Origin of the sequence: Streptomyces sp. NPDC048196 (genome assembly GCF_040652715.1) — a bacterium.
Classification (GTDB): domain Bacteria; phylum Actinomycetota; class Actinomycetes; order Streptomycetales; family Streptomycetaceae; genus Streptomyces; species Streptomyces siderophoricus.
In genome coordinates, this window is record NZ_JBEZMM010000001.1 from 749,272 (window position 1) to 774,982 (window position 25,711).

The window sequence follows — 25,711 nt, forward strand, 5'->3', positions numbered from 1 at the left end:
GCAGCCGCAGCCGCAGCCGCAGCCGCAGCCGCCGTTCGCCGTCGCAGGTGAGTTGGTGAGGTCGGCGTCGGTGGGCGCCGGGTGGGCCGCGTCCAGCCCGCGCAGTGACACCAGGGTTGGCTGAGCATGAGAGTTGGCCGGCCCGCCGGTCGGTCATGCCGGGGGTCCGTCGGCCAAGCGATGCCAGGCGCTCAGAGCCTCGGTGCCGCGGACGGGCCCGGTGCATGGCGTGGGCCCGTCCGCCGGTTGCGCGTCTGCCATCGCGGGTCAGGCCGTGCCCGCGGCGGTGATCAGCTCGGCAGGTCGGTGTCGAAACGCCGTTACGAGGTGGCGCCGCGGGTGCGCAGTTCTTCGTTGATGCGCTGGGCCTCTTCGAGCTGGTCTTCGAGGATGATGATGCGGCAGGCGGCCTCTATCTGCGTGCCGGCGTCGACGAGTTCGCGGGCGCGGGCGGCGATGCGCAGCTGGTAGCGGGAGTAGCGGCGGTGGCCGCCTTCGGAGCGCAGCGGGGTGATCAGGCGGTGCTCGCCGAGGGCACGGAGGAAGGCGGGGGTGGTGCCGAGCATTTCGGCGGCCCGGCCCATGGTGTAGGCGGGGTAGTCGTCGTCGTCGAGCTTGTCGACGGGGCGGGTACTGCGAGGGGGCATAGACCTCTTCTTTCGGGGACGCATCGAGGGGCCCGAGTGCCGTACTGGCACTCGGGCCCCGAGCTTTCAACACCATCTACCGGCTGACTGCGCCGGCCTTCTTGTTCCGCTGGTCCGCCTGGGAGGGCGGAGGTGCGGGGATCGCGGTTGCGTGACCGGGGACCACCTTCCAATCCGGGGCCTGCGGTACCCGAGCGGTGTTCTGCTTCGCCCGGGCGATCCTGATGGCGTCTGCTCCTTACCTCATTCGGTTACTCGGTTGTACTGCTGGATACCGCGGGTACTGCATGCGGCCCCTGGGGCCGCTCGGCCCGGCAGTCAGTGAAGGAGCCCACCATCTCCGGCCCCGCCACACTCCACTGCCGTTCCGCGTCCTGCCTGGCCTGCTTGCACGGCAGTTCATCTCTGCCGTGCCCTCTTCGACTTCTGGGCTACGAGAAAACGCTAACTCCCGCACGCGCCAATGTCTACTCTCCCCATGGCAGATTTTCTCAACCCCGAGTGAGGGGAGTCCTGCCTCAGGTACACCCGGAAGAGTGACATTTGGACTGAGGGGCAGCACGGCGGCCACAAGCTGAGCCGCAGCACAACCGGCCCAGACCGGGTGTCAGCGCACAGCCCCGCAGGCTCCCTTGCGCCCGCAACGTCCGCCCGTGCTGGCGCCTGACAGCCTCGACGCGGCCCTGGCCTTCATACCTCGGAAACCCTGCCCTGGTGTCCCCGAACTCGTGACCCATGCCCTGCGCCACGGCGGCGACCTGGTCGTCGCACTCGCCCGCCTCGCCGGGCGGGCGCCTCGCCTTCAAGGGCGAGGCGCCCACGCCGCTCAAGCCACCTGGATCGTCACCGCGCCGGTCCGCGGGCCGTACCGTGCCGGTCGCGCGGGCCGTCGCCGTCCTCGAACGCTTCCAACTCGCCGACTGGACCTACGCGTTCGCCCCGCTGCTGACCTCCGGCCCGTTCGGTACCCCCGGGGCTTCCGGACGCCCCGCCCGTCCACCGAACCCGTGGACGGCACCGGCCGACGCCGAGCCCGCCACCAGCGTTTACTTCGCAGGTCCCTTGGCCAGCGTCCCCGCCCGCTGTGGCAGGGACCCCTGCCTGGCGCCGTGTGCGCAACCGGCGGGAGCGCTATCACTCTGCGACCCCAACAAGGGCGCGGGGTCCGGGTCCGAGCCACCCGGACCTTCGGTCTACCCGATCGGCGGCGATTCGATTTACCCCATGGTGTCGCCACGTCATCACCTCGGGACTGCCCCGCGACAACGGCCCGCTTGGGCGGGGCCGGCGGCACGGCACGGCCCATCAGGACTGTCAGAGTCGGTGACTCGTCATCGCATGAGCAAGCCGACGGGTGAGCAGCTTGCACGGCCACCCGTGCGCCGGGGATCCGTCGACGGTCTCCCACACCGGATGAGCACTGAGCACCCGCGTCGGGGGCCGGTTCGATGCGTCGACCGTGACCGTCGTGGCGTGGATGAGGGACCCGGCGCAGGCGTGGAAGTCGGCGTACAGATCCGCGAAGGGCGGCATGGTGATGCTCAGGTGCCGCTCAGGAGCGGTTCGGCGACGCGGGCGAGGCTTTCCGAGCCGTGGCCGTCTGCCACCTGGCGGTCGATCAGGGCCTTGAGGGGGGCGAGCGTGGATGCGGGGATGCCCTGCGTCTGGCTGGCCCGGATGATCGTCTCCAGGCCGGCGGCGTTCATGGCCAGGCTGGACTCGCCGGTGGTGTAGTCGCCGCTGTCGATCTCCTCGGCGAACGTGGCCAGTGCGGGGAACAAGTCGGCCAGCCAGGACACCAGCCTCGGGGTGAGTTCGGCGGTGCTGATGCCGGCCGCCTTGGCCATCGCCGCGGAGTGGAAGAAGCCGCCGAGCATGCCGTACATGCCGGCGAGCACGGCCACGTCGTAGCCGGAGGCACGGCCGGCGTCGGCGCCGAGGAAGGTGCCCTTGCCGAGCAGGTCGAGCGGCGCCCGCCAGCGCCGGTGGACGTCCGGCGAGCCGCTGTAGCTGACGGATGCCTGGGCGGTACCGATCGTCTGGGGCACGGCGTACACCGCCCCGTGGAGGTATTCCGCGCCCTGCTCCGCTGCCCAGGCGGCGAGTGCCCGGGCGTCCTCGGGGCCGCCGGAGGTGAGGTTCACCAGGGCCCGGCCGCGTACGGCGCCGGCCGCGCCGGTGAGCACCTCGCGGGCGGCGGGGGAGTCGAGTAGGGCGACGATCACGAGGTCAGCCGCGGCGATGGCCGCGGCGGCCGTAGCCGCTGCTGTGGCGCCGCGCGTGACGAGCGGCTCGGCCCTGGCCGGGGAGCGGTTCCAGACGGTCACGGGGTGGCCGTCGCGCAGCAGGGTCCCGGCGATCGCCTGGCCGAGGTTGCCGAGGCCGATGACGGTGACGGGGGCCGGGAGGGCGACGGGTGTGGATTCGGGGACGGTCTTCACTTCGACTCCGTTTCGGCGAGCACCTTGATGACGCTGGCGAAGCTGTCCGAGCCGTGGCCGGCGGTCTTGGCCCGTTCCATGGTGGACTTCAGGAGCGTGGGCAGCGCGGTGTCCAGGCCGCGGGCGACGGCGGCATGGATGAGGTGGTCGATGGTCGCGATCTGCACGTCCACGGTGGCGTCGTCGCCCGGATAGCGGCCGGTGTCCACCTGGCCGGCGTACCGGGTGAGGAAGCCGTTCACTGTGCTCAGCCAGCGGATCGCCACGGGCGTGAACGCCGTGGCCGTGACCTTTTCGGCGCCGACCAGCGCGGTGCCGTGCAGCCAGCCGGTCATGGTGGCCCACATCAGGCCCAGCAGGGCGGCGTCGTAGAGGGATGCCAGGCCGGGGTCGGCGTCGAGGTGCAGGGGGTCGCCCAGGGCCGCCAGGGTGGCGCGGTGGGCGTCGAACACCTCGCGTGGGCCGCTGTACAGGAACATCACCTCGGAACTCCCCACGCCCGGGGGGGTCGTCATGATCGCGCCGTCGAGGTAGTCGGCGCCGTGCGAGCGGAACCACGCCAGTGCCTGGTGTGCCTGCTCCGGGCTACCGGAGGTGAGGTTGACGACTGCCCGGCCCGTGAGGGAGCCGGTTGCTCCCTCGAGAAGGGCATACAGCGCGTCGTAGTCGATGACGCAGGGGATGACGAGCGGGCTCGCCGCAATCGCTTCCGCAGGGGTCGCGGCGAGGCGTGCGCCCCGGTCGGTCAGCGGCACGGCCTTGTGCGGCGAGCGGTTCCACACGGTCACCGGGTGGCCGCGGTCCAGCAGGGCGGCGGCCAGTGCGAAGCCCATGTTCCCCAGTCCGAGGACGGTCACCGGCTGTGGGGCAGACGTCATGTCAGTTCTCCTTGAGCGGTTGTTTATCACCTACGTACGAGAGTCGCAGCGCAGGCTTGAGCCCACCAGTGACACTGATGACGACTCCCACCAAATTCCTGCCACTTCGTGGTCGTACGATGGCGGGCATGAGCGTTGGTTCCGTCGCCCTGGTGGTGACTGAGAACATCGAGGTCCCGTCCTGGGACCTGTACGAACTGAGCATCCCTGCCACGGTGTTCGGCAAGCCGCAGCCCGATCTCGCAGACCGGTGGTACGACCTGCGGCTGTGTGGAACGGGGGACCGGTCGCCGGACTCGCCCGGCTCACCGGGCTTCGGGCTGCGCACCCCCTACGGGCTGGAGGACCTGGTCGGCGCCGACACGGTCATCGTGCCGTCGGTGCCGGACCCCTGTGTCGAGGAGGGCGTCCCGCTGCCACCGCGGCTGATCGAGGCGTTGCGCCGGGCGTACGAGGCGGGAGCTCGGATGGTGTCCCTGTGTACCGGCGCGTTCGCACTGGCCGAGGCGGGGCTGCTCGATGGCCGTCGCGCCACCGCACACTGGATGCACACCGTCCAGCTCGCCGAGCGTTACCCGAAGGTACGGGTGGATGACTCGGTGCTCTACGTGGACGACGGCGACGTGCTCACCAGCGCCGGCATGACCGCCGGGCTCGACCTGTGCCTGCACCTGGTCCGCCGCGACCTCGGCGCGCACGTCGCCAACCAGTTGGCCCGCCGCATGGTGGTGCCCGCCCACCGGCCCGGCGGCCAGGCGCAGTTCATCGACCTGTCGGTGCCCGCCACTGACGACGAGGGCCTGGGGCCCGTGCTGGAGTGGGCGCAGGCGCGCCTCGACCAGCCGCTTACGATCGAGGACCTGGCCCGGCGAGCCGCCGTGAGCCCGCGCACCTTCTACCGGCGGCTGCGGCAGGCCGCCGGCACGACGCCACTGCGGTGGCTGCTCAACCAGCGGCTCGGCAGGGCCCAGAGCCTGCTGGAGTCAACGGATCTGCCGGTCGAACGGATCGCACAACTCAGCGGCCTCGGCACGGCGAACAACCTCCGCCACCACTTCCTCAAGCACATCGGCATCCCCCCTGCCGACTACCGCCGCGCCTTCCCTCGACAGTCACCCGGAGGGAAGGTCCCCAACCCGTCGTCGTAGACACACAGCCGATTTCCCAGCCGGCCGCAAGGACCGGGGCCGGAGGACGCAACCCTCCCGGCCCAACCGGGTGCGCGGGGTGGCGACGGCACGCCACCGGTCACCGCGCGCGTCAGCCGTGGCGCGGCGGCGGTACGGCACGCGTACGCCGGTGTGGCCGGCAGTCCGTACACCGTGACCGCGAACTACAGCGGGGACCGGAACGTCAAGCCTGCCGCGGCCACCGACACCCACACCGTGCAGGCTCACGCTGCCCTGACCACCACGACGGTGACCTCTTCACCGGATCCCTCGGTGGCGGGTCAGCCGGTGGCCGTCACCGCCACGGTCACCCACACTTTCACCACCACGTCCAGGAGCCCGTACACGGTCACCGCCACCTTCAGCGGGAGCACCGACTTCAATCCCTCCACTGGCACGGACACGCACACAGTTGTCGCCCACGCGGGCGTGGCCTAAGAACCACTAACTGAATGAGCAGCTCTCCGATCCGCGTGCGGTAAGGCAAGGCGAGCGCGAAAGGAGATCACTACTCTGCATGGGTGCTCTCCTATGACGAGTTGACTTCACCAGAGCGTGAGCTGTGGGATGCGTTCCCCGAGGGACGCTGCGTGGACCTGTGTAGGGGTGTGCCCGAGGAAGACCGTGTGGCCGAAGGTGGACAGTGGGGTACCGAGCGGACGGTTCGGGCCGCCGTGATCGTGGCGCTCCTCCAGGGCGCGAACACCGCGCAGCCGGGCGCTGTCGCGTGTCTGAGGCTCGCCGGGGCGCGGATATCCGGGCATGTCAACCTGGCTGGCGCGCACATCGCTCACGCTCTCTGGCTTGAGGACTGCTGGTTCGAGGAGGGCGTGGACCTCTCCGGAGCGTCGACCCAGTCGATTGCGATCGTGGGCAGCCGAGTACCGGGCGTGGAAGCCGGCTTGATCCGTGTCGAGGGACGCATCGATCTGCGGCGCTCTCGCCTGGAAAGCGGCTCCGCCTCGCCCTTCCACCGAAGGGTCACCGCCTTGTCGCTCATCAACGCTCACGTGAGCGGCGCCGTGAACCTCAACGGCGCCGAAATCACCGCACCCGAGGAATGGGCAGTGTCCGCCGGCGGACTGGTCGCCGAGGGCGGCGTCTACTGTCAGGACGGGTTTGTCGCGCACGGTGAAGTCCGTCTCATGGGAGCACAGCTGCCAGGCGGACTGCACATGCGGGGCGCACGCCTGGTGGGCCCCGGCCGGCGCGGGGTGGCGATCGCCCTGGATAACGCCGTGGCCTCGACGCTCAACTTCTCCGGCGGGTTCATCGCGAACGGAACCATACGGCTGCGGGGTGCCCGGATCTCGGACAACCTGACCTTTGAAGGAGCCGTCCTGAACGGGCCGCCTGGCGGCCACGGCCCCTCCTTGGTCGCCCTGCTGATGCAGGCCGTCGACTTCGACTTCACCCTTGCCCGGCCACCGTCCGGCGCCGTGGACCTGCGGGGCGCACAGGTGTCCTATCTTCACGATAACGACCACAGTTGGCCGGACGTGGTGGAGTTGGACGGCTTCGTCTACGGCTCCATCAAGGTGGACGAGGCTGGCGAGCGGCGAGAGGCAGTGGGGCGCCTGGACTCCGTGGCCCGCCGCTTGTCGTGGATTCGACGCAGCCCGGGCTACAGCCCCCAGCCGTACGAGCAGTTGGCAAGTTGGTATCGGAAGGCGGGCCACGACGACGACGCCCGGCGCGTACTCCTGGCCAAACAGCGCCAGCGGCGACAGACTCTGTCTCCGGCCGCGCGTGGGTGGGGGCACCTGCTTGATGCGACCGTCGGTTATGGCTATCGCCCCTGGCTGGCCGGCGTCTGGCTCCTCGCGCTGACCTTGCTGGGCACACTGTCCTTCGGCACACACTCCCCCCACCCGGTCCAACGAGGACAAGGCCCCCCGTTTCAGCCCCTCGTCTACACACTCGACCTGCTGATCCCCATCGGCGGTCTGGGTCAGCGCACGGCTTGGTACTGGTCGAACGGCTGCCTCCAGTGGCTGGCCTACCTACTGATCGCCTTCGGCTGGGTGCTGACGACCGCCGTCATCGCGGGTGTCACCCGCACCCTGCAGAAAAACTAGCGGTCGACAGCTGAGCTCAGGCGTCGCCAGCGGATCAGCGCGCATCCGAGGGTGAGGAAGTGATGTACGTGCTGCGGACCGATGTCGCCTGGTGCGGCGTCCCCGCGGAGACTGTGGGCTCCTTCGGAGTGACGGTTTGGCGCCGGCTGACGGACGGGACAGAGACTGGCGTGTGGCCGCGTCTTCACGCCGCCTTGCTGACCGAGCTGCGCCGTGCCGACCTGCCGGACCTCGACGACTGCCCCGTGGACGGGTCACACGTCCGGGCGCTCAAAGGGGGACACGTCGGCCCCCCGCCGGTCGACCGGGCCCGTCCCGGTGCCAAACATCAACTGATCGTCGATCGCCGTGGAACTCCGCTCGGCGGGACGGCGTCCCCAGGCCGAGATCAGCGGCGCGAGTGTCAGGTCGAGTTCGCCCGCGTGGAGGGCGGCCAGGTGGGCGTCGATCTCGGCGTCGTCGGCCAGGCCGGCCGCGAGCAGCTCGCCGCGCACGTGCCGGATGGTCGCCGCCTCCAGCCGGTCGCAGGCCGGCCCACCGACCGGGAAAGAGCCCGCCGCGGCGACATCTACCAAGCCGGCCTCACGCAAGGCTCGCGGCAGTGTCCGGCCGTAGCTCAGGTCCGCGCCGCGGCGCGCCAGGAGCTCCCGGACCGCGTCGCGCAGCCGGTTGGCCCGCCGCTGCGCAGGGCCGCTGTCGTCCAGGCATGCCAGTGGCTGCAGAGCGGTATCGGCGTCCTCGATCAGCAGCCAGCCGCCGGGCCGTAGCGCTGCCGCCATCGTGGCCAACGCGCGCGCCCGGTCGGGTACATGGACCAGCACGAGCCGGGCGTGCACCAGGTCGAAGGTTCCTGGCTCCGGGGACGGATCAGCGGCGACGTCGTGCTGGCGCACCTCGTACCCGTCGCCTGCCTTCAGCCACGACGGGTCGATGTCTGTTGCCAGCACGTGACCGGTCGGACCGACGGCCGCCGCGAGCGCCTCCGGGATACCAGGGCCACCGGCCCCCACTTCCCAGCAGCGCGAGCCAGCCCTGACCCCCAGGCGTTCGAAGTGCCCGCGCGTCACACCGTCGAACAGCTCGGCCAGCCAAACGAATCGCTCGCCCGCCTCGGCGCGCGCGTTGTCCAGCAGGTACCCGCGGGCGGGAGCGGACTTTGCACCGAGCGCGGTAGGGCCGCCTAGCGGATCCGGTCGGCCATGGACGTGCGGCGGGCGGGGCGAGGAGGTCATGACTACATGGTCCACCTTCCCAGGCCACCAGCGCCACGACGACGGGAGAGGGGTGTCTCACACAGCCAGCGAACCCCGCACGTCCTTCAGCACCGTTTTGCTCCCTGACGCGCCGGAAGGGGTGCATGTATTCGGCCCCACAGCCGGCGCACCAGGTGCGGGACAGGGCGCCGACCGGGCCGTCGGCTACGGCGGGTTCGACCTCGTACCGGACGCCTTCGATCACGACCTGAAGCACGACCTGAAGTCGGGGCCGGCGGAGCCAGCAGATGCACGTTCCCGTTCATGACGGGTGGTACCTCTTCTCCGGTTCGGGGTCGGGGCCGAGACCACACACCGACACTGGTGTCCGGGTGTTGGTCCCGGTGCTGGTGGGTATTGCGGCGGTCGCGGCCTATGCGTCAGGGCCCGGGCTTGGCAATCAGATCTTCCGTGGGTTCTCTGGCCTGGGCGGTGCGAACATGCTCATCAAAGTAGTGTCGGGGGCGCTTGGAATCGTCGTCGCGGCCTGCCGTTCGATGCCGGGTACGTGCTGATCGGACGGCTCACCATCTCAGGGGGGATCCGTGACTGACTCTGTCGAATTCGTCGGACCGACCTGCTCGACGTCCGGTGCCGTGGGCCGCGGTGGATCCGCCCGATCTGCTGGATGCGCCGGGCCGGCCGGTCGCCGCCAGCGGGAGTATCCGGCTGGCTAACCTCACCAAGCGCTGTCCGGGCAGCCGAGCCCGGGCCGTGGGGGACGTGACCGGGGACGAAGCGGCCGGCGAAGCCGTGATCCTTATGGGATCTTCGGGCTGCGGCAAGGGCACCACCCTGAAGATGATCAATCGGCTGATCGAGCCATCCTCGGGGCAGATCACCATCGGCGGTGAGGACGTCACCGGCATCAGTCCTGTGGTGCTGTGCCGCACCTTCGGCTGCGTCATCCAGGCCACGGGGCTCTTTCCCCACATGACCGTCACTGAGAACATTGGGCTCGTTCCGAAGATGGCTGGCCAATCCTGCGCGGAGGTGCGGGACTGGGGTGAGGAGGTGAGCAACACCGTGGCCGGCGCGAGGGGCACCGGCCCGGCATTGGTGGAGGCGGTGCGCGGCATCGGGATGTCGCCGCTGCTGATGTTGTTCCGGGTCGAACTGCCCCTGGTCGTCCCGCTGTTCTGGTGGGCGTACGGACCGCGCTCGTGCTGAACGCCGGCACCGCGACGCCGGCCGCCTTCGGGGTAGGAGGAGGGCTCGGGGACCTGGGCTCTTCCGGCATCACCCACCAGTGCACGTCGGTGCTGGTGCTCGGCTTCGTACTGATGGTAGTGACGGTCGCCATGGCGCTGATCATGGACTGGCCGGGGACGCTCGTCGAGTTGCTGCTACGCCCACGCGGTTTGGAGGTGGAGTGATGCGCATGGCCCGGGTACGGACGGCCGTCGCGGGGGTGGGTGCCCTGTTGCTCGCCGCGGCAGGGCTGAGTGGCTGCGGATTGACCAGCGGCAGTCCGCTGGCGGACTCGGTGCAGCCCGGCTCCCTCGGGCAGGGGCGACCGCTGAAGGGCGCCCAACTGACCGTGACGTCAAAGGAGTTCACCGAGCAGATCATTCTGGGTCAGATCATGGGGCTGGTCTTCAAAGCGGCCGGCGCGGAAGTTTTGGACCGGACGAACATCCAGGGCTCGATCGGTGCCCGCGAGGCGGTCAAGTCCGGTGCGGCGGACGGGATGTATGAGTACACCGGCACGGCCTGGATCACCTACCTCGGTCACACCAAGCGGGTCGTCGACCCGCACGAGCAGTGGGAGGCCGTACGCGATCAGGACCGCCGCAACGGCATCACCTGGCTGCCTGCCGCCCCGCTCAACAACACCTACGCGCTGGTCGCGAACCAGGCGAATGCGCACAAGTACCGGCTGCGCACACTCTCCGACGTGGCACGTCTGACGAAGAAGGACCCGGGCGCGGCGACGATCTGCGGCGGAAGCGAGTTCTCGGTGCGCGAGGACGGCCTGCCGGGCGTGGCGAAGACGTACGGTTTCGCCCTTCGGCGCGGGAACTTCAAAAAGATGGACGACGGCGTCGTCTACACCCAGGTCGCCGAGGGCACGGCCTGCGCCCTCGGCGTGGCGGCCACGACCGACGGCCGCATTCCCGCACTCAAGTTGAAGGTGCTTCAGGACGACCGGCACTTCTTCCCCAACTACAACGCGGCACCCGAGATGAACAGCGCCACCATGAGGAAGTACCCCGCCATCGCCGACCTCCTCGCCCCGATCACCAAGCGGCTTACGGGGGCCGAGGCCCAGCGGTTGAACGCGCGGGTGGACGTGGACGGGGAGGACCCGCACGAGGTGGCGAAGGACTGGCTGGTGCGCGAGGGCTTCATCCGGGAAGACTGACAGCCGGATCCGCACGAGCCTCCGACGAGCAGGAGGAGAGCGCCCTGCCGCTGGTGTGGACGCTGCCGTCCGGAGGGCCGGGACACCCTGATCCGAACGACGCGCCCTGGTCGCGCCATGGACTGAGGAGCCGGTCAAGGCGCTGGAACGCTGCTTCGTCGCCGGAACGCTGCTTCGTCGCCTTCGAAACCGCCGCGGTGGCGCCGGTGCCGTCCTTCCATGGGGCGGAGGGTTTCGACTGCGGTGGCTTACTCAGTCGCGGGGCGGCCGTAGGGCTGGCCCACATGGCCGGGAGGTGTGTGCGTCGGCGCGGCCGGTGGAGACGATCGAGGCCATCCGCGCGGCCGGCGGGGGCCGGCGCAGGCAAGGCCGTCTGTGCGCTGCCCGCACCGCGGCGGGAGTTGACGGGGGCCGTGACAGCGGTGGGAGTCGTGGGAGCGACTGGGGCCGGGGTCGGCGGCGCGGGGAGCCGTCTGACTGGCCGTCTGACCGGACGCCTGGCTGGCAGGGCGCTTGACCTCAACTCAACTCGATGTATGAGGGTGCGGGGCATGAACCACGACATCGCCCACGCCTCCTCGTTCCCGTTCTCCACCGACTCCCTCGACGGACTCGCCGCTCGGATCGCCACCGGCGCTACGATCGTCGGCTCGGCGGGTCCACCCGCTTCTCCCGCGAGTCTCCGGGCCTCCAGGAACAGGACGGCGGGGTGAAGACGGAGATGGTCGCCACCGACAACGCCTCCTACTCCGACATGGCGTTCGGCCTCTTCAAGATGCTCGGCTTCCGCTGCGCCCCGCGCTTCCGTGACCTGAACGAACAGCGGTTCTGGCGCGCGGACCTGCCCGACGGCGACGAACCGTCGGGATACGGGCCGCTGGACGCAGTGGCCTGCAACAAGGTCAACCTCAAGCGGATAGTCACGCACTGGCCGGACATGCTCCGCGTCGCCGGATCGCTGATCACCAACCAGGTGCGCACGTACGACCTGCTGCGGATGTTCGGCCCCGAGGCCACCCCACCCCGCTGGGGGCCGCGTTCGCCGAGTACGGCCGGATCGACACGACCAGGCACCTGCTCGCCGTGGTCGACCCGGTCGACAACACCTACCGGCGGCTGAGGAACCGGCAGCTCACCGTGCAGGAGTCCCGCCACCGCCTGGCCCGTGCGATCTGCCACGGCGGCGCGGGGCCAGATCCGCCAGGCGTACCGCGAGGGCTAGGAGGACCAGCTCGCCGCGCTCGGTCTGGTCCTCAACGCCGTCGTCCTGTGGAACACCCGCTACCTGGATGCCGCCGTCGCCCAACTCCACGCCGAGGGCCACGACATCAAGGACGAGGACGTCGCCCGCCTCTCCCCGCTCAAGGACCGGCACATCACCTTCCTGGGCCGCTACCTGTTCAACATCAAGGCCAGCAGCCCCGGCCGGGACCTGCGCCCGCTGCGCGACCCGGATGTGCCCGAGCTGGACGAGGACGACCAGGCCCTGGACTGACCTGGGCTTTCCCAGGCTGCGCGGGTGTCATTCGCGGGCGCTGACCCGCGGCGCCTCGCCTTGATCTTCAACCTGCGCCACACGGTCGCGAGCCGGTCGGGTCAGTCGGCTCTGCGGTGATGGCCCGGACGCCTTCGGGCGGTTACAGCCCAGATGGATGCAGGATGCGCCCCTGGTCATCGAAGCCGTGTGTGCGCTGGACCGATCTGTCGTGTGAGAAGCGGTTCGCGGTTCGCTTCGGGCGAGCGTGAGTTTCGTCGACGAGGTCAGCGAGACAGTCCAGCCGGCCCGGACCTCGTCTGGTGAGTCGTCGTTGAGCACCGTGGGCGTATCGGGTGACGGATGCTCAGCGATGGCTGGGCCCGCCGGTCAGTCGGCGGGTCAGTCGATGCCTTCGATGATGCGGAAGTCGCGCTCGAAGCCGTCGGGGAGGGTCACCAGCGCCTTCTGGTATGCCTCGCTCTCGTATGCCGCGACGGCCTGTTCAAAGCTGTCGAACTCGATCAGAACGACGCGTTCGGTGATTCCGGCCTCGTGGGCGACGACTCGACCGAAATTGGACAGGACGCGCCCGCCCCCAGCCCGGACAGCCGGACCGGCCAGCTCGTTGTAGTCAGTCAGCTCCTCAGGGTCGAAAATGGCGGGGTAGACACTGACCCAGTAGCCCTTGGCCATGGAAAACCTCCTGTGTTCGGCCGGACACGTCCGACTTCGAATGGACACTCAGATTGCTCGATCCGACGAAGGCCCAGGGGGTCGAGGTTCCCAAATGTCTTCGTCGAGGTCATGCCTTGATCCTTGCCGTTCGAGCCGGCCTCGGCCATGGCGCAAAGGTCAGCCTCCGATACATTCTCGCCATGCCCGTCCACCATGCCGCCCCCGGTACTCCCGGCGCCCGCGACCTAGCCGATCGCACCGCCGAACCGGATCGCGCGATGCACCCACAACCGCGGCCTGGCGCGCCTGGCGCCCACAAGGTGGTCGTCCTCGTACTCGACGGGATCTACCCCTTCGAACTCGGCATACCTCACCACGTCCTGGGCTCCGCCGGTGGCCGCTACGAGGTGGTGACCGCGGGCGTGGACGGGAAGCCCGTGCGCACCGTCTCGGACCTGACCGTCACCCCCCGGCACGGCCCTGAGGTGCTGGCCGAGGCGGACACCGTGATCATCCCTGGGTACGCGATCACGGGCTCGGCCGCCGCCACGCACTCGAAGGCCCTGGACGCGCTTTCCAGCGTCCGGCCCGGCACCCGTCTGGTGTCGATCTGCAGCGGTGCCTTCCTGCTGGCCGGCACCGGTCTCCTCGATGGGCGTCGGGCCACCACCCACTGGGCGCTCAGCGACCGCTTCCGGGAACTGTTCCCCCGGGTCGAGCTCGACGCCGGCGTTCTTTTCGTCGACCACGGTGACGTGTTGACCTCAGCGGGGGCGGCCAGCGGCTTCGACGTCTGCCTGCACCTGCTGCGCCAGGACCACGGCACCGAGGTCGCCAACCAGGTCGCCCGCTTCTGCGTCATGCCGCCGTACCGGGACGGCGGGCAGGCACAGTACATCGAGCGGCCCCTGCCGCCGACAGGCGCAACCGGCACCGGACCGACCCGCGACTGGGCATTGCAGCGGCTTGAACTGCCGCTGTCGCTGGGCGAGTTGGCCGCGCACGCGGCGATGAGCACCCGTACCTTCGCCCGGCGCTTCAAGGAGGAGACCGGTCTGAGCCCCGGCCGCTGGCTGACCTCGCAGCGGCTGCGGCGGGCCCGGCACCTGCTGGAGTCCAGCGATCTGCCGGTCGAACGCGTCGCCCACGAGGTCGGATTCGCCACCGCCACCTCGCTGCGGCGGCACCTCGCGGCGGAGGCCGGAGTCGCCCCGTCGGCGTACCGTCGCACCTTCCGTGCCCCGGATCCGGCCGCCGGCGATGCGGGCTCCATCCCCACCTAGCCACGACGCACCGTACGCTTCCCGGTGGTTCATCCGAACCTCTGCGCCGGGCGCACACCAGGGTGGGGACCGCCATCGCGGCGATGCCGACCAGCGCTGCCGTGGTGTAGGCGTGGTCGTTCAGGAAGAGACGACCGTTGTCGGTGCCGGTGCCGGTGCCGGTGGCCAGGACCAGGCCGCCTATCGCGCCGCCCAGGCAGTACCCGACGCTGCGGACGACGTAAGGGCGGCGGCCCCGTCGCCCTGGTCGGCGCCGAGGAAACATATCGACGATCGCCAGCACCAATGGCCTGCTGAGACAGCAGAAACAGGCGGACCACGACTCGGCCGGCAGCATGCGCGGCCTTGCCCCGACCATGCCGGAACGAACCACAGAAGGATCCCCGACAGCGTCTCCCCTTGGTGGGGCAGTCGGGGCGCTGATCCGTCATCGTCGCCGTGGCGGTCACCCAGGCTCTCACAAACGGTCCTTTGCCCGAGCATGATCAAGAACGGTTGCCGGACCCCGCCGATCCTCGATCGGTTCTCACAACCCGTCCTCACTCAAAAAGCGGCATGGCCCCCCTTCTGAGACTTGCATTGCGCGAAAATCCGGGCCCCTGACGGACCCTCAAACCCCTTCCCCCTCCGAGCAGTCGGACGCGGACGATGTCGAGCGGCACGCCTGCCCGAAGTGCGACACGCAGCCCAGCTCGCCGTGCCGCTCGCGCTCAGGAGCGGTCACCTCCGCCTACCACACCGGCCGCTTCACCCTGGTGCCCCGCCTGAAGAAGGCGCTGAGGGTGCCGACCCCGGCCGACCGCAGGCCAGGGCAGCCGTGGCGGCCCGGCACCAACACCCCACCGCCTGCGCCGATCGACATTGTCGCGGATCTCCCAACGGATCCGCAGTCGACCAACGGATCCGCAGTCGACGGAAGCCATGGATTCAGGCATTCGTGCGCTCAACGACCCAGCGAACGGTGCCGAGCCCGGAACCATGTGGCATGCCTCGTCGAGTGATGATGGACTTGTGCCTCGTTTCCACAGCAGGCGGCGTGCTTGGCGAAGTCGTAGCCGCGGTCGGTGAACAGCTGTTGCGGTCGGTGACGAGGCCTGGGCGTGTCCCTTGGGTGGGGTAGCGCGTCGAGCAGGGGCAGCAGCTCAGTGACATCGTGCCGGTTGCCGCCGGTGAGCCTGACAGCCGGCGGGTTGCCATGGGCATCAGCGATCAGGTGATGCTTTGAGCCCGGTCGGGCATGATCGACCGGGCTTGAAGGACTTTCTCCGGCGGGTCGCGCGCCCTCGGCCATCGGGCGGCTCAGTCAGTGGTTTCGGGCTCCAGCCGGTCGGTGACGATCTCGGTCATCGACAGGCAGTCGCCGCCGAGGGTGACTCCGCTCGCGGTCACGCTCGGCGTCAGCGAGATGGGGCAGGCACCGGGACGGTCGATGGCGAAGAGGCCGAAGGTGGCCGTCCCATCGGCGATTTCATCACTGTTGGCGTGGCCGAAATAGGCCTCGACCCCGTTGGGCTGGCAGAGCATCACGTGGAATCCGCCGGTGCCGTCGGGCCAGGTGAGGACCAGGTAGCGCACCGAGTAGTCCGTACCGAGCGGCGCGAGCGTGGTGACCACCCCGGCCAGCGACGGGCCCTGCAGGAACGTGTCCGGCATTCCCATCTGGATGTCGGAGTCGATGCAGAGCAGCATCCGTTCGTCCCCGCACTCGATGGCGAGCACCCCCTCCCGTTCGGGCCGTACCAGGTACAGCTCGCCGGCCGACATCCGGCTCAGCAGCGCGAAGTCCTCCTCCGTCGGCGCAGAGGTGTTGATGAAGAACACCTTGTCCTCGTTGGCCGGGATCGCAACGATGCGTGAATCGTCCGCGGGGCTGAGTTCAAAGCCGGACCGCCCCGCCCGGTAGGCGATCACGGACAGTGTGAAGGCGGCCTGGTCGCCGACCGGATCCCCGGCCGGGGGCGCCATCTGGGCGAGGACGTCCAGGGAATCGGAATGAGCCACCTGCTGCAGGGTGCGCCAGGCGGCCAGCGCGATGACCGGGTCGTCGGAGAGCGCCGCGGCCTGGGCCAACGGCACGGCTTCCTGGCCCATCACCGCGGCACGGCCGAGCGCTGCGGCAACCGTGAACGGGTCCGGCGCAGGCTCCGCCAGCACCTGTCCGACCGCCTGGGCCAGCGCCCCCAGCGGGCTCGGGTCGATCAGGGAGAGGATGCCCAGAGCGCGGACCCGGTTTTCGTCGTCCGCGGCGAGCGCACGGCTGAGGGCGTCGGCGAGGTCGTCGGAGTCGAGCGCGGCCAGGAGCGAGGGGTCCGCCCCGTCCTTGGACGCGAGCAGTTGGTCGATGCGGTCGGTCATGGTGTCCGTGCCTCTCTCGCAACCCTCTGGGTTCTGACACTGGGGTGTGACAGGGGTCCGACCTATAGGGTGACCTGGCAATGCGTGATCATCTTGACCGCTTGGGCGGGTGTGATCCCGGTGTTGGTACCCGACTGCGCCCGCATGAAGTTCGCGGGGCCGCACAGCGATTCGTCCTTCTCGCAGTGCGGCAGGCCCAGGAAGTGACCGACCTCGTGGGCGAAGGTGTTGCCGCTGTCCGCCGTGCTTCCGTTCAGGGACACCACCGGCGCTCTCAGCGCACCCCTGGCCCTGTTCTTCCCGCACGCGCCGGGCGTGGGGGAGTATCCGACGTCCGTGGGGTGGAACATGCGCTTCACGACGAACACGTCGAGAGCATCGTTGCTGCGCACGGCAAACCGGTCAGCCAGGGCCATGGCGTCGGCTGAGTTGAAGATGATTGCGTCCACCCCGGCGAGCCTGTGTTCGATCTTGAAGCGGTTCACCGTACCGATCACCGGGCCAAGGGTGGCGAAGATCTTCTTCATGATGTCCACGGAGTCGTTGACCTGCTTCAACTCGGCCGGAGTGAAGATGTCCTCAGAGACGACGATCAGGTTGATGTCGAAGTGCACGGCCATGACGGCTCCAGAGGTGGCGATGCCGGAGGCGACGACTCCAGAGGTCTCTCAGCAAAAGGATGACGCCGGCTCCGGAGGGCCGCCACTCGACGGTTTCTCTCGACAGTTTCAACGGTTTCTCTTGTGCCACCGGTGTTGTCCTCTCAAGCCTTCGTCCAGTGACCTGCCGCCTCAAGTGGTGGCAGGTTTTGAGCTCGGACAGACTGGGTGAGAGGGACGGATGGAAGACGCTTGTGTGCCGGCGGCCGGCATCTGGCCCGCTCGCCTGCAGGAGCGCCAGCTGCTCGTCGAGGTACGTCGAGGTTGCGCCAAACGCCAGGCAAGCTGACCAACGACCAAGTGCGGACTCGACGGGAGCATCGACCGCGCCGTCAGCACCTCGCGCATTGTGAGCGAAAGCGAGAGCTGACCAAACCGACCGCCGATGCCTCGTACGACCAAGGTTGTGTCGGCCGTACGCGCCATAAACGGCGCGTATCGCCGGGAGGAGACTTTCATGCATGGCCATGTGCGAACCATCAAGGCAAATGAACCGATTCGGCTGATCCAGGTCAGCGTCTATCGTCGCGATCTGTCGCGCATCAAGCACGTCTATACGGACGATGAAGGGCGTTACGACGTGGAGATTCCCTCCGGTGAATCAGTCACCGTTCGGTTCGACACCCATCCCACGCTCAACAACGCAGAGGACTGGCAGCCTTCCGTGGTCTCCAACGTGGTGGCCGACAATAACGTGCCCTTGGACCGTTGCCTGCTGCGCAGCGGACAGGACGCCGATCCGGCATCGGCCGTGGACGCTCTGGGTGGGTATCTCTTTGCTGCGGCGTTGAGTGATGCGGAGGCGGAGGGAGAGGACGGCTACGCGGCCACGGCACGGGCACGCCTGTCCAGGCTCAAACAGCACACCCAGGCGCTTCAGGAAGTCCAGGAGCGGCTTCACCGTTATTTCAGCGGACAGGCATAGCCGAGGCACCGTAGCCAAGCCAAGCCAAGCCAAGCAGTTGGTCCATGGTGCTGGCTGTCTGGTGAAGGGGGAGCCACAGCTGCTCGAGAGGATCGACGCTGCCGTTGCCGCAGCACGCTCGCGCAACCCGACCAGCCCGTGTGCTCCGTGCGAAGCGCGATTCTCGGCGTTGCGGAAGCCACCGCCTGGGCCTCCCGGTCCTGAAAGACGTGTTGCCGAACGCGCTGCGGCCGCCCGGTCGGGGACGCGGCGAAACCGCTGACTCGCTGACCATGCCGGCAGAGATGAGGGTGACCAGCTCGAACGGTCCGCCCGGCATCAGAAAGCCGTCGATGCCGAAGCCCCAACCAGGGGCCATTCATGGTGCTACGGTCTCCGGCGGCAGGAACCACTTCAGTCAACCACTGCGGGTGGTGGCCGCCTCGGGTGAGCTTGCGTATCGGCGGCTCGTCAGCATCGTGTAGTACCTGCGCGCCACCTACCCGGCCAGCCCACATCGATGGTGAACCCCTACGCCTCCTCGACCCACGGGACTCATGCCCCAGGTCGAGGTGTCGTTCCGCCCGGGACCCCAACCTGCTCGGGAGGTCTCGCCAGGGGATGCCGGTGCGGTATCGGTAGATGTCGCCTCCACGATACGGCGGTGGTCGGCCCACGCTCTGCCACGCCGGCCAGCTCTGCTTGGCAACAACGGATGGATCCCGTCCCCCTGTTGGTCGGTCAGCCGGGCGTGACGGAGCATCGAAGTCAGAGCGGCTCCTCAAGAGGCACCATCAGATGCCCGCACCACAGCGCGTGATAGACAGCCGGCAGTACTTGCAGAGGATCGCCGACCACGGCTGCGCCGTCGGCCAGCGGCCGGGGCACGGCGAACGCCTCAGTCAACGCGGCCCGCAGCCCGGGCGGGCCCTGATTGCGTGGGTGGCGGTAGCCGGCCAGCCACCGCAGATTGCCGCCACCACCCTGGAGGTGGCTCAAGCCGCTGGTACGCCCAGCCCACGCGGGCACACGCCGCCTCCAAGACCATCCGCGCCCGCTACGCCCTGTCTCCACCGGCGGTCGGGCTGGAGCGTCAGTCGGCGAGCAGGCCGGTGCCGTCGGCGTACCGGGCGAACAGCTGAGGCACCCACCCGGTAGTCGCCGACCACCACCAGCCCGGCCCCCACCGACGCCCCGGCACCACGGGAAAGTCACAGGTGAAGAGCGTGACCTTGATGCCCACGGGCTGGCTACGGCCTGGATCTATGGAGACGTGGTGCATCACGATCCAGAGCGCCGTCGGGAAGGCGATGCCTTTGGGTTGCGCAACCGGTTTCGCGCCGCTGTGCCGTTGGTCGCCTGGGCCATGGTCGGGACCATTGAGCTCCTGAACTACATCCGAGCCCTGAACGAGGCTGGTCTGCTGCAACTCCGCCAGGAGCTCTTCGGTGAGCAGGCCACCTTGAAATCGACCGTGTGGGAAGAGACCGCCGAAGTGTTTACGCTCCCGTCGGCGCTCAAGCCCCCTGGCTTGCGCGCTCCCCAATGCCCCAGACGTGGCTCCCGCTGCTCAAGGCAACCGACCTGTCGATGTTCCAACACCCTTTCGCGGGACAACTTCTGCATGCGGAGCCTTCACACTCATTGACGGAACCCCCCTCATCTGAAGAGGTCGAAGCCACGCTCACCCAAGGGCGGCTACAGCAGGGCACAACTCGCCGCCTGGGGCGTCCCGTGGCCGCCCGCTTAAGGGATACAAGGACGAGCTGACCGCTGGAAGGGCGCACGCCAGGACGGCGCACCGCCGCCGCCCCTGCCCAGCTCGGCCCCGGCCGACTTCGCGTAGGAGACGCTCGACTTCGGCTTACCGAGGCGGATGCGCGGCCCTCAGGCGTACTGGAGGTCGTCCAGCAGGACGACCTCCAGCGCCTTGTCCCACCGGCCGCACAGGAGGAACGGAGCGACCTCTATCCGCTCGCAGAGGATCAGTCTCTCGGACTGAGCGCCATGAGGGATGCTGTCCACCGCGTAGGACGTTCAAGGACCGTTTCCCGGCCGAATGCTCATGCTCCGTTGGCCAGTTGGCGCCAACCTGGGTGGGGATGATGACGCGGTGAGTCGTGGATCTGAGCAACTACGAACTCCGCTGGCCGACGTCGCTGTTCGTGTCCGAGGGTGAGCGTGTCCTTCGCTCGTCGAGTACCTCGTGGGAGGATCAGGCGATATGGCTGCTGACGGAGGCCTTGGCCGGTACCACAGCGGTGGCCGACTTCGAGGACCTGTCCAATCGCCCTGCGCCCTCGGACGATCCATGGGCCAGCAAGACCCCCGGCTGGGGGAAGCGGGGCAGGATGGACAAGCGGGACTGGCTCACGGAGCTCGTCGGCCGCGCCAACGAACTGCGGCATGCGGCAGAGCCGCGACCGTACTGGCCACAACGGCAAGGCCGCGGCCTCTCGCACGACGGCAGCACAGCGCGCGACACCCGCCGTGACTTTGCCCGGATCATCAGCGACTTTGTCGACAACGGCTACCTGGTGGAGGTCTTCGGCGAGGAATGCGTCGACGACCCCACCGAGCTGCCGGACGCCTCCCGAGTGATCGAGCGGCGATCGGCCATCCCGGACCTGTGGCCTCTGGCCCCGGAGACGTGGGACGAGGACACCTTCTTCGGCCTGATCGAGGTCTTCCACGACCTGGTCAGCCGGCCCCGCACCCGCCGCTTCCACTCCTGGAACAACTGCGGGTGGCACCACTCGGAGTTCCACACCGGGCCCGCCCGCATCCTGTACCGGGGCAAGGTCAACGAGCTGCTGCGCGAGGCCGGCATCGAGTACGAGCTGGCTGCCGGAGGCGAGGACCTCGGGCGCCTGGTCGCCGTCACCGACGACGTCCGCAGCGCGCTGGTGCACCGGGCACTCAATGACAGCGCTCCCGACATCACGACCCGGATCCGCCACGCGATCGCCCTGTTCCGCGGCCGGGACACGACGGTAGAGAGCAAGCGGTCGGCGATCGTCACCCTCGCGGGCATCCTCGAGGAACGCCGCGCCCTGCTCAAAGACAAGCTCGGCAAGGACGAAGGGGCGCTGTTCGAGATCGCCAACCGCTACGACCTGCGCCACCGCAAGGCAGACCAGCGCGGTGACTACGACGAAGCGTTCCTGGGCTGGATCTTCTGGTGGTACCTCGGAACGGTGGAACTCACCAACCGGCTCATCGCGGCGCGGACCGCTGCCTGACCCGCGCACCATCCGAATCCGTGGTCGAAGCCTTTCAGGACGGCTCAAGCCCGGCGGCGGGCCGCACAGCGAGCACAGCCGCACCCCTGGCTGCTCGGCTACGTCCAGCGCCCGGTCCAGCGGCACCCCGACGCCCGGCTCGGCGCCTCTTCGCAGTCGACGGCGTGCACGACACCCTCCCTTCGGGCTTCCGATCTTGAAACGCCGGTGAGGCTGGCCAGGAGGCGGTGGCCCTCGGTCTCGATGCCGAGGGCGGCCGGCCGGGGCTACCACGCGCTTGCGGAGGTCCGGGTGGGTCAGTGGTAGTGGCGCATGATGTCGGTGGCCCAATCGGGTTGGGTGGTGGGGCCTTGGGGGCCGAACTCGGTCATGTAGGGCTTGATGTCGAGTACGGGGGTGCCGTCGACGGCGTCGAGGCCTTGGACGTGGAGGTCGAGGCCGTCGGTTTTGAGGAGGCGGCAGCGGGAGACGCCGAGGCGGTTGGGTCGGTTCTTGCCGCGCTGGGCGAAGATGCCGACCAGGGGCCAGTCGGTGTTGCCGCGGGGGTGCCGGGCGCCGGTCTGGATCTTGTCGGTGGGGACGCGGTCGAAGTGGTAGACGATTTCCAGGTGGGAGAAGGCGTCCAGGCCTGCCACGGCTTCGGGGCCGTAGTGGTCGGCGTCCAGGCGGATGATCGCGGTTTCCTTGCCCCACTCGTCGTCGCGGACCTCCGCCCGGCCGCCGACCACCCGGCCCACGGGCACCGAAACCACTGCGGCAGGAGTGGTGTTCTCGGGCATGTGCGGTGCCTTTCGTCCAAAGGGTGGGTCAGCTGGTCGAGTTGGCTTACCGTACCGATGGCTGGCGGTCGTCGGTCAAGTGGCTCCGGAACCTGTCGGCACCTCTTCTCGGGGAGTACGGCCTGTCGGCCCAGTCCTTCCACCCGAAGATCGGGGGCGCACGCCTGTACGCCAACGTCATGGAGAGGAGCCTGAACCTTGGTGTCCGCGCTCGGCTATGTCCATCGCATGCCGATGGCGGATAGCTGCTCTCCCCGTTCCGGGGAGAGGGTTGCGGCCCGCGAGCGTTGGTTGTTGATCCATGTTCCGAGTCGGACCTCTCGCTCCTCCTGCTCTTCACTGCTGCCGCCGTTCCCGTCACCGCTGACGATGATCCGTTCGATGTGTTTGCGGGGTACTTGTAGGTGGCCTTCGCGTTGGTAGTACTGGCGGGCTGCGGCGTAGTTCTTGGACCACTTGTCAGCTTGCGTGTGGTGTGGCTTGGGTTTTTCGTTCTCGCCGGCGGGTTCGATTCCGAGGATGTGTTCGCACAGCCACTGCTGTGCGGTGGTGAGGTTGTCCCAGCCGTGCCGGACCGAGCGCACCCACCGGCCGAGGTCTTCGCCTTGGTGCACGACGTCGCCGGGCGCGGTCGGCAGCGGGCGGCCGGCGTGAAGGTGGAGCCGGGCCAGGTGGAAGCACCGTTGCCATGCCACGGGCCAGGTGGGGCACCAGGACGGGTCGATGTTCTCCAGCTGCTCGCGGCGTTCCTCCGGCAGGGCGCCGGCCGTCGATGTCACCGGTAGGCCCTGGGCACGTCGCTGCTCGGTCTCGGCAGCCTTCCGGGCGGCGGCCCTGGCGTTCTTCAGCCAGATGCCCACCTTGTAGCCCTGGTGGGTGGCGTCCAGCGGTGCGAGCAGGTGGCCTGCCTCGGCCGCCCACCCGCGGGCGGCGGCCAGGCCCTCCTCCCATGCCACATCGAAGTGCGACCAGACCATGCCCAGCTTCTCCAGCTGCTCGATGCGGTCGGCACCCATCTCTCCACGGGCGTAGATCCTCCTGGCGTCGGCGATCCATTGCCCCAGCGGGAACGCGGCGAGCGCGGCAGGCCACCCCTCGGCTTCGACCTCTTGGTCGTCGCGGCCGGGCACGCGGTAGGTGAAGGGGACGCGCAGATCACCGTGGGTGCGGGCGTAGATCACGGCGGCTTCGATGCCGCGCCGCCAGTGCTCGTGCTCGGGATTGAGGACCCGCAGGTTGATGAACGCCGCCAGGGCGGCCGGGTCCCGCGGAGTGCTGAACTTCAGCAGCTGCCGGGCCGGCACCGACAACCGGTCACTTCGGCCGCTGTCGACCCCATCCCCCTCAGAGCCCTCGCTGCGGCTCTGCACGCCTGTGACACGGCTTTGTGCCTGCTGCTCGGCGAGTTGTCCCACCACGCGGGTGTCGTGCGCCCTAAGAGCCTCCAGCAGCTTCGCGAGCCCACTGTAGGCCCGCGAGGTGAGCATGGTGTCCACCGTCTCCCCAGGCTCAAGCAGCACCGGCACCACGAGGGATGCGACCTTCCCCTCACCGGGCTGCATCCGCAGCGCCCGGCCCACCGCCTGGACGAGATCCGGCATGGACCCACGCACGTCCGCCCAGAACACCGAGTCACAGCTGCGGATATCGACGCCCTCGCCCAGGACCTTCACCGACCCCAGATAGCCCTTCTCCACGACCGTGCCGTCCGTGGCGATCCCCTCGGCGAACTCCCCAAGAACCCGACGCCGATGCTCAGGCCTGTGCTCCCCGCACAGCCAGTCGGCCCAGATCACCTTGGGATACAGCCCAGGGTCGACGGCGTACAACTGTGCGCCGACATCAAGAAGACCGGCCGCGAACGCCTCAGCTTCCTTGACGACGTGATGGAAGACCAACGTGCGCCGGAAGCCTTCCTCGGCCGACGCCCTCACCAGCGCGGTCTGCAACGCGGCGAGCCGCGCCCCCCGCACCTGGTCCGAGCGCCCCTCAGCACCCAGCAACTGCGCCGCCTGCAGCTGGGGGTCGGTGATGTCCACACACACCACCTGATAGGGGGCACAGATCCCCCTGCCGATGGCCTCCGAAAGCGTCAGCGTGAAACACCTGCTCCCGAAAAGCGAGCCGGGATCGTCCTCCATACTCGCCACCAACTCACCCGGCGCGCCCTGGCCGGCGTCCTCGTCCCCCTGCCACAGCCGGGGTGTGGCGGTCATATAGAGGCGGCGCAGGGACGGGATCTTGTGGTTGTCGTGGACGACCGCCCATGGCTTCCCGATTCGTCCGGAGGTCCGGTGTGCCTCGTCGACCACGATCAGGTCCCAGCCGGGAAGGCCGGCCCTGTGGGCACGTTCCAGCGTGCCCAGCCCGAGCGAGGCGTACGTGGCGAACACCGTCACGCGGTCGAACGGACGCACCCAGTCGACCAGCTCCTCCACGTCCGTGGTGTTGGGGAAAGACACCTCCTCCCCACGCAGGGAAGACACCCCGACCATCGGGCCTGCGCGACCCCCCTCACGCCAGGCGGCCTCGGTCTGGGCGAGCAGGTCCAGCGAAGGCACCAACACCAGCACACGGCCCGCGTGGAGCTCCTCCGCACTGCGCACAGCGACAAGGCTCTTGCCGGAACCCGTCGCCATGACCACCTGCGTGCGAAGCCCACGTGAAGGCACCCGCGCACCGGCGGGCAGTTCGAGCGCACGCAGAACCGCGTCCACGGCCTCCCGCTGATGAGCCCGCAGAACCGTCCTTGCCATACAACGACCCCTTCGACTCTTGATGACCTTCACCACGGACAGGACCGACCATCACGTGGCGGGCTACTCTCACTCCAGAGTCTATCCAGACCCAAAAATGATGCACACCCTGCAGAAGGCCAGAGCAAAACGCACCCACCAGGACAACGACCACAACACCAGACGCCAACTCAACGCCAACTACCTCGCCGCCCTCGCACGCACCAGAAACAACCTCAGACTCGCAGCGTGCTCCGCCCGCACCTCACCCGAGGAACGAGCCCGCAAAGCCATCGAAGCCTTCAAAGAGGACAACGCCTATGAGCTGCGGTACCAGATAGCCCTCATGGCGCCAGCACCAGTCATCGAAGCGTCCACCACAGCCTTCCGGACCCTTAGAGACCTGCGAGACCTCATTGAGAGCTACATAGACCTCAGCGACCGCTGGGGAAGAGCACTTCGCTGAACTCCGCACCGCGATGCGCGGCAACCTCGACGACACCAACCACACCCCGTAGCCGACTGCCCGCGCCAGCGGGCTTGCCTGAAGGCGAAGCCGAAGGCGCAAAGGGGAGCGAAGCGACCCGTTTGCGCGAAGCGCACTCAGATCCCAAGCGAAGCGCGGGATCTGACGGCCCGAAGGGCCGACCCGTGGCGAAGCCACGGGCAACCGGGTTGCGCAGCAACCCGGTTCGACCCGCGGAGCGGGTCGAACCGCCGAGCGAAGCGAGGCGGTCCGCTTGCACAGCGCGCAGCGCTGATCGGTAGTGC

Annotated in this window: 18 protein-coding genes and 7 pseudogenes; 13 read left to right on the plus strand and 12 right to left on the minus strand. The window is 68.8% G+C overall.

The window, feature by feature from the left end; all coding sequences use genetic code 11:
• Positions 1–320: 320 nt before the first annotated feature.
• From AB0E02_RS03515 to AB0E02_RS03525, 3 genes are all read right to left on the minus strand, one after another.
• Positions 321–647 carry a MerR family transcriptional regulator gene (locus AB0E02_RS03515; protein WP_362135474.1) on the minus strand — a complete coding sequence of 109 codons (327 nt, stop codon included), beginning with the start codon at positions 645–647 and terminating at the stop codon, positions 321–323.
• 1,541 nt (positions 648–2,188) lie between these two features.
• The gene (locus tag AB0E02_RS03520) at positions 2,189–3,088 is read right to left on the minus strand and encodes an NAD(P)-binding domain-containing protein (protein WP_362135476.1); all 900 of its coding nucleotides are present in this window, start codon (positions 3,086–3,088) and stop codon (positions 2,189–2,191) included.
• The gene (locus AB0E02_RS03525) at positions 3,085–3,966 is read right to left on the minus strand and encodes an NAD(P)-binding domain-containing protein (RefSeq protein WP_362135478.1); all 882 of its coding nucleotides are present in this window, start codon (positions 3,964–3,966) and stop codon (positions 3,085–3,087) included. The genes AB0E02_RS03520 and AB0E02_RS03525 overlap by 4 nt, the downstream gene beginning before the upstream one ends.
• Positions 3,967–4,094: 128 nt before the next feature.
• Here AB0E02_RS03525 and AB0E02_RS03530 point away from each other — a divergent pair, with 128 nt between their 5' ends.
• The 4 genes and pseudogenes from AB0E02_RS03530 to AB0E02_RS03545 all read left to right on the plus strand — a co-directional run.
• Positions 4,095–5,114 (plus strand): helix-turn-helix domain-containing protein, encoded by a 1,020-nt coding sequence (locus AB0E02_RS03530; protein ID WP_362135480.1) that lies wholly within the window; start codon positions 4,095–4,097, stop codon positions 5,112–5,114.
• 174 nt (positions 5,115–5,288) lie between these two features.
• Positions 5,289–5,573, plus strand: coding sequence for a hypothetical protein (locus AB0E02_RS03535; protein ID WP_362135482.1), 285 nt, complete (start codon positions 5,289–5,291; stop codon positions 5,571–5,573).
• Positions 5,574–5,656: 83 nt separating this feature from the next.
• The gene (locus tag AB0E02_RS03540; protein ID WP_362135484.1) at positions 5,657–7,213 is read left to right on the plus strand and encodes an oxidoreductase; all 1,557 of its coding nucleotides are present in this window, start codon (positions 5,657–5,659) and stop codon (positions 7,211–7,213) included.
• Positions 7,214–7,272: 59 nt separating this feature from the next.
• A pseudogene (locus AB0E02_RS03545) lies at positions 7,273–7,575 on the plus strand (IS5/IS1182 family transposase); the annotation flags it as partial.
• On the opposite strand, the gene AB0E02_RS03550 reads toward AB0E02_RS03545, so the two are convergent.
• Complete coding sequence (locus AB0E02_RS03550; protein WP_362135486.1) at positions 7,468–8,445, minus strand: methyltransferase domain-containing protein; 978 nt, start codon at positions 8,443–8,445, stop codon at positions 7,468–7,470. The pseudogene AB0E02_RS03545 and the gene AB0E02_RS03550 overlap by 108 nt on opposite strands.
• A 341-nt stretch (positions 8,446–8,786) precedes the next feature.
• On the opposite strand from AB0E02_RS03550, the pseudogene AB0E02_RS03555 reads away from it, so the two are divergent.
• From AB0E02_RS03555 to AB0E02_RS03575, 5 genes and pseudogenes are all read left to right on the plus strand, one after another.
• Positions 8,787–9,019 (plus strand): annotated as a pseudogene (locus AB0E02_RS03555) (ABC transporter permease); the annotation flags it as partial.
• 170 nt (positions 9,020–9,189) lie between these two features.
• Positions 9,190–9,459, plus strand: a pseudogene (locus AB0E02_RS03560) (ATP-binding cassette domain-containing protein); the annotation flags it as partial.
• Between the two features lie 21 nt (positions 9,460–9,480).
• Positions 9,481–9,842 (plus strand): annotated as a pseudogene (locus AB0E02_RS03565) (ABC transporter permease subunit); the annotation flags it as partial.
• A gap of 5 nt (positions 9,843–9,847) precedes the next feature.
• The gene (locus AB0E02_RS03570; protein WP_362135569.1) at positions 9,848–10,831 is read left to right on the plus strand and encodes a glycine betaine ABC transporter substrate-binding protein; all 984 of its coding nucleotides are present in this window, start codon (positions 9,848–9,850) and stop codon (positions 10,829–10,831) included.
• Positions 10,832–11,531: 700 nt separating this feature from the next.
• A pseudogene (locus AB0E02_RS03575) lies at positions 11,532–12,326 on the plus strand (Tn3 family transposase); the annotation flags it as partial.
• Between the two features lie 381 nt (positions 12,327–12,707).
• On the opposite strand, the gene AB0E02_RS03580 reads toward AB0E02_RS03575, so the two are convergent.
• Positions 12,708–13,001: a DUF1330 domain-containing protein gene (locus AB0E02_RS03580; protein ID WP_362135488.1), complete on the minus strand. Its 294-nt coding sequence runs from the start codon at positions 12,999–13,001 to the stop codon at positions 12,708–12,710.
• A gap of 182 nt (positions 13,002–13,183) precedes the next feature.
• Between AB0E02_RS03580 and AB0E02_RS03585 the strand changes: the two genes are divergently transcribed.
• Positions 13,184–14,266, plus strand: a complete 1,083-nt coding sequence (locus tag AB0E02_RS03585) for a helix-turn-helix domain-containing protein (protein ID WP_362135490.1) — start codon at positions 13,184–13,186, stop codon at positions 14,264–14,266.
• A gap of 930 nt (positions 14,267–15,196) precedes the next feature.
• Here AB0E02_RS03585 and AB0E02_RS03590 read toward each other — a convergent pair.
• From AB0E02_RS03590 to AB0E02_RS03600, 3 genes and pseudogenes are all read right to left on the minus strand, one after another.
• Positions 15,197–15,518: pseudogene (locus AB0E02_RS03590) on the minus strand (transposase); the annotation flags it as partial.
• Between the two features lie 47 nt (positions 15,519–15,565).
• A complete protein-coding gene (locus AB0E02_RS03595; protein WP_362135492.1) occupies positions 15,566–16,621 on the minus strand; it encodes a hypothetical protein in 1,056 nt (351 codons plus the stop codon).
• 62 nt (positions 16,622–16,683) lie between these two features.
• On the minus strand, positions 16,684–17,241 hold the full coding sequence (locus tag AB0E02_RS03600; protein ID WP_362135494.1) for a hypothetical protein: 558 nt from the start codon (positions 17,239–17,241) through the stop codon (positions 16,684–16,686).
• A gap of 496 nt (positions 17,242–17,737) precedes the next feature.
• On the opposite strand from AB0E02_RS03600, the gene AB0E02_RS03605 reads away from it, so the two are divergent.
• A complete protein-coding gene (locus AB0E02_RS03605; protein ID WP_362135496.1) occupies positions 17,738–18,205 on the plus strand; it encodes a carboxypeptidase regulatory-like domain-containing protein in 468 nt (155 codons plus the stop codon).
• Between the two features lie 750 nt (positions 18,206–18,955).
• Here the strand turns inward: AB0E02_RS03605 and AB0E02_RS03610 are convergent.
• Positions 18,956–19,394, minus strand: a pseudogene (locus AB0E02_RS03610) (TnsA-like heteromeric transposase endonuclease subunit); the annotation flags it as partial.
• Between the two features lie 677 nt (positions 19,395–20,071).
• Positions 20,072–20,209 (minus strand): hypothetical protein, encoded by a 138-nt coding sequence (locus AB0E02_RS03615; RefSeq protein WP_362135498.1) that lies wholly within the window; start codon positions 20,207–20,209, stop codon positions 20,072–20,074.
• Positions 20,210–20,304: 95 nt separating this feature from the next.
• Between AB0E02_RS03615 and AB0E02_RS03620 the strand changes: the two genes are divergently transcribed.
• Positions 20,305–21,426 carry a hypothetical protein gene (locus tag AB0E02_RS03620; RefSeq protein WP_362135500.1) on the plus strand — a complete coding sequence of 374 codons (1,122 nt, stop codon included), beginning with the start codon at positions 20,305–20,307 and terminating at the stop codon, positions 21,424–21,426.
• 296 nt (positions 21,427–21,722) lie between these two features.
• On the opposite strand, the gene AB0E02_RS03625 is transcribed toward AB0E02_RS03620, so the two are convergent.
• Positions 21,723–22,205, minus strand: a complete 483-nt coding sequence (locus tag AB0E02_RS03625) for an SAM-dependent methyltransferase (RefSeq protein ID WP_362135502.1) — start codon at positions 22,203–22,205, stop codon at positions 21,723–21,725.
• Positions 22,206–22,420: 215 nt separating this feature from the next.
• Complete coding sequence (locus AB0E02_RS03630; protein WP_362135570.1) at positions 22,421–24,961, minus strand: Helicase associated domain protein; 2,541 nt, start codon at positions 24,959–24,961, stop codon at positions 22,421–22,423.
• Positions 24,962–24,983: 22 nt separating this feature from the next.
• On the opposite strand from AB0E02_RS03630, the gene AB0E02_RS03635 reads away from it, so the two are divergent.
• On the plus strand, positions 24,984–25,406 hold the full coding sequence (locus AB0E02_RS03635; RefSeq protein WP_362135504.1) for a hypothetical protein: 423 nt from the start codon (positions 24,984–24,986) through the stop codon (positions 25,404–25,406).
• Positions 25,407–25,711: the final 305 nt, after the last annotated feature.

Bases quoted from the DNA above. Each gene is read 5' to 3' on its own strand.
- AB0E02_RS03525 (WP_362135478.1), bottom strand. From the start codon at position 3,966: ATGACGTCTGCCCCACAGCCGGTGACCGTCCTCGGACTGGGGAACATG.
- AB0E02_RS03625 (WP_362135502.1), bottom strand. From the start codon at position 22,205: ATGCCCGAGAACACCACTCCTGCCGCAGTGGTTTCGGTGCCCGTGGGC.
- AB0E02_RS03580 (WP_362135488.1), bottom strand. From the start codon at position 13,001: ATGGCCAAGGGCTACTGGGTCAGTGTCTACCCCGCCATTTTCGACCCT.
- AB0E02_RS03595 (WP_362135492.1), bottom strand. From the start codon at position 16,621: ATGACCGACCGCATCGACCAACTGCTCGCGTCCAAGGACGGGGCGGAC.
- AB0E02_RS03630 (WP_362135570.1), bottom strand. From the start codon at position 24,961: ATGGCAAGGACGGTTCTGCGGGCTCATCAGCGGGAGGCCGTGGACGCG.
- AB0E02_RS03550 (WP_362135486.1), bottom strand. From the start codon at position 8,445: ATGACCTCCTCGCCCCGCCCGCCGCACGTCCATGGCCGACCGGATCCG.
- AB0E02_RS03585 (WP_362135490.1), top strand. From the start codon at position 13,184: ATGCCCGTCCACCATGCCGCCCCCGGTACTCCCGGCGCCCGCGACCTA.
- AB0E02_RS03530 (WP_362135480.1), top strand. From the start codon at position 4,095: ATGAGCGTTGGTTCCGTCGCCCTGGTGGTGACTGAGAACATCGAGGTC.
- AB0E02_RS03605 (WP_362135496.1), top strand. From the start codon at position 17,738: ATGCATGGCCATGTGCGAACCATCAAGGCAAATGAACCGATTCGGCTG.
- AB0E02_RS03515 (WP_362135474.1), bottom strand. From the start codon at position 647: ATGCCCCCTCGCAGTACCCGCCCCGTCGACAAGCTCGACGACGACGAC.
- AB0E02_RS03635 (WP_362135504.1), top strand. From the start codon at position 24,984: ATGACCTTCACCACGGACAGGACCGACCATCACGTGGCGGGCTACTCT.
- AB0E02_RS03600 (WP_362135494.1), bottom strand. From the start codon at position 17,241: ATGGCCGTGCACTTCGACATCAACCTGATCGTCGTCTCTGAGGACATC.
- AB0E02_RS03570 (WP_362135569.1), top strand. From the start codon at position 9,848: ATGGCCCGGGTACGGACGGCCGTCGCGGGGGTGGGTGCCCTGTTGCTC.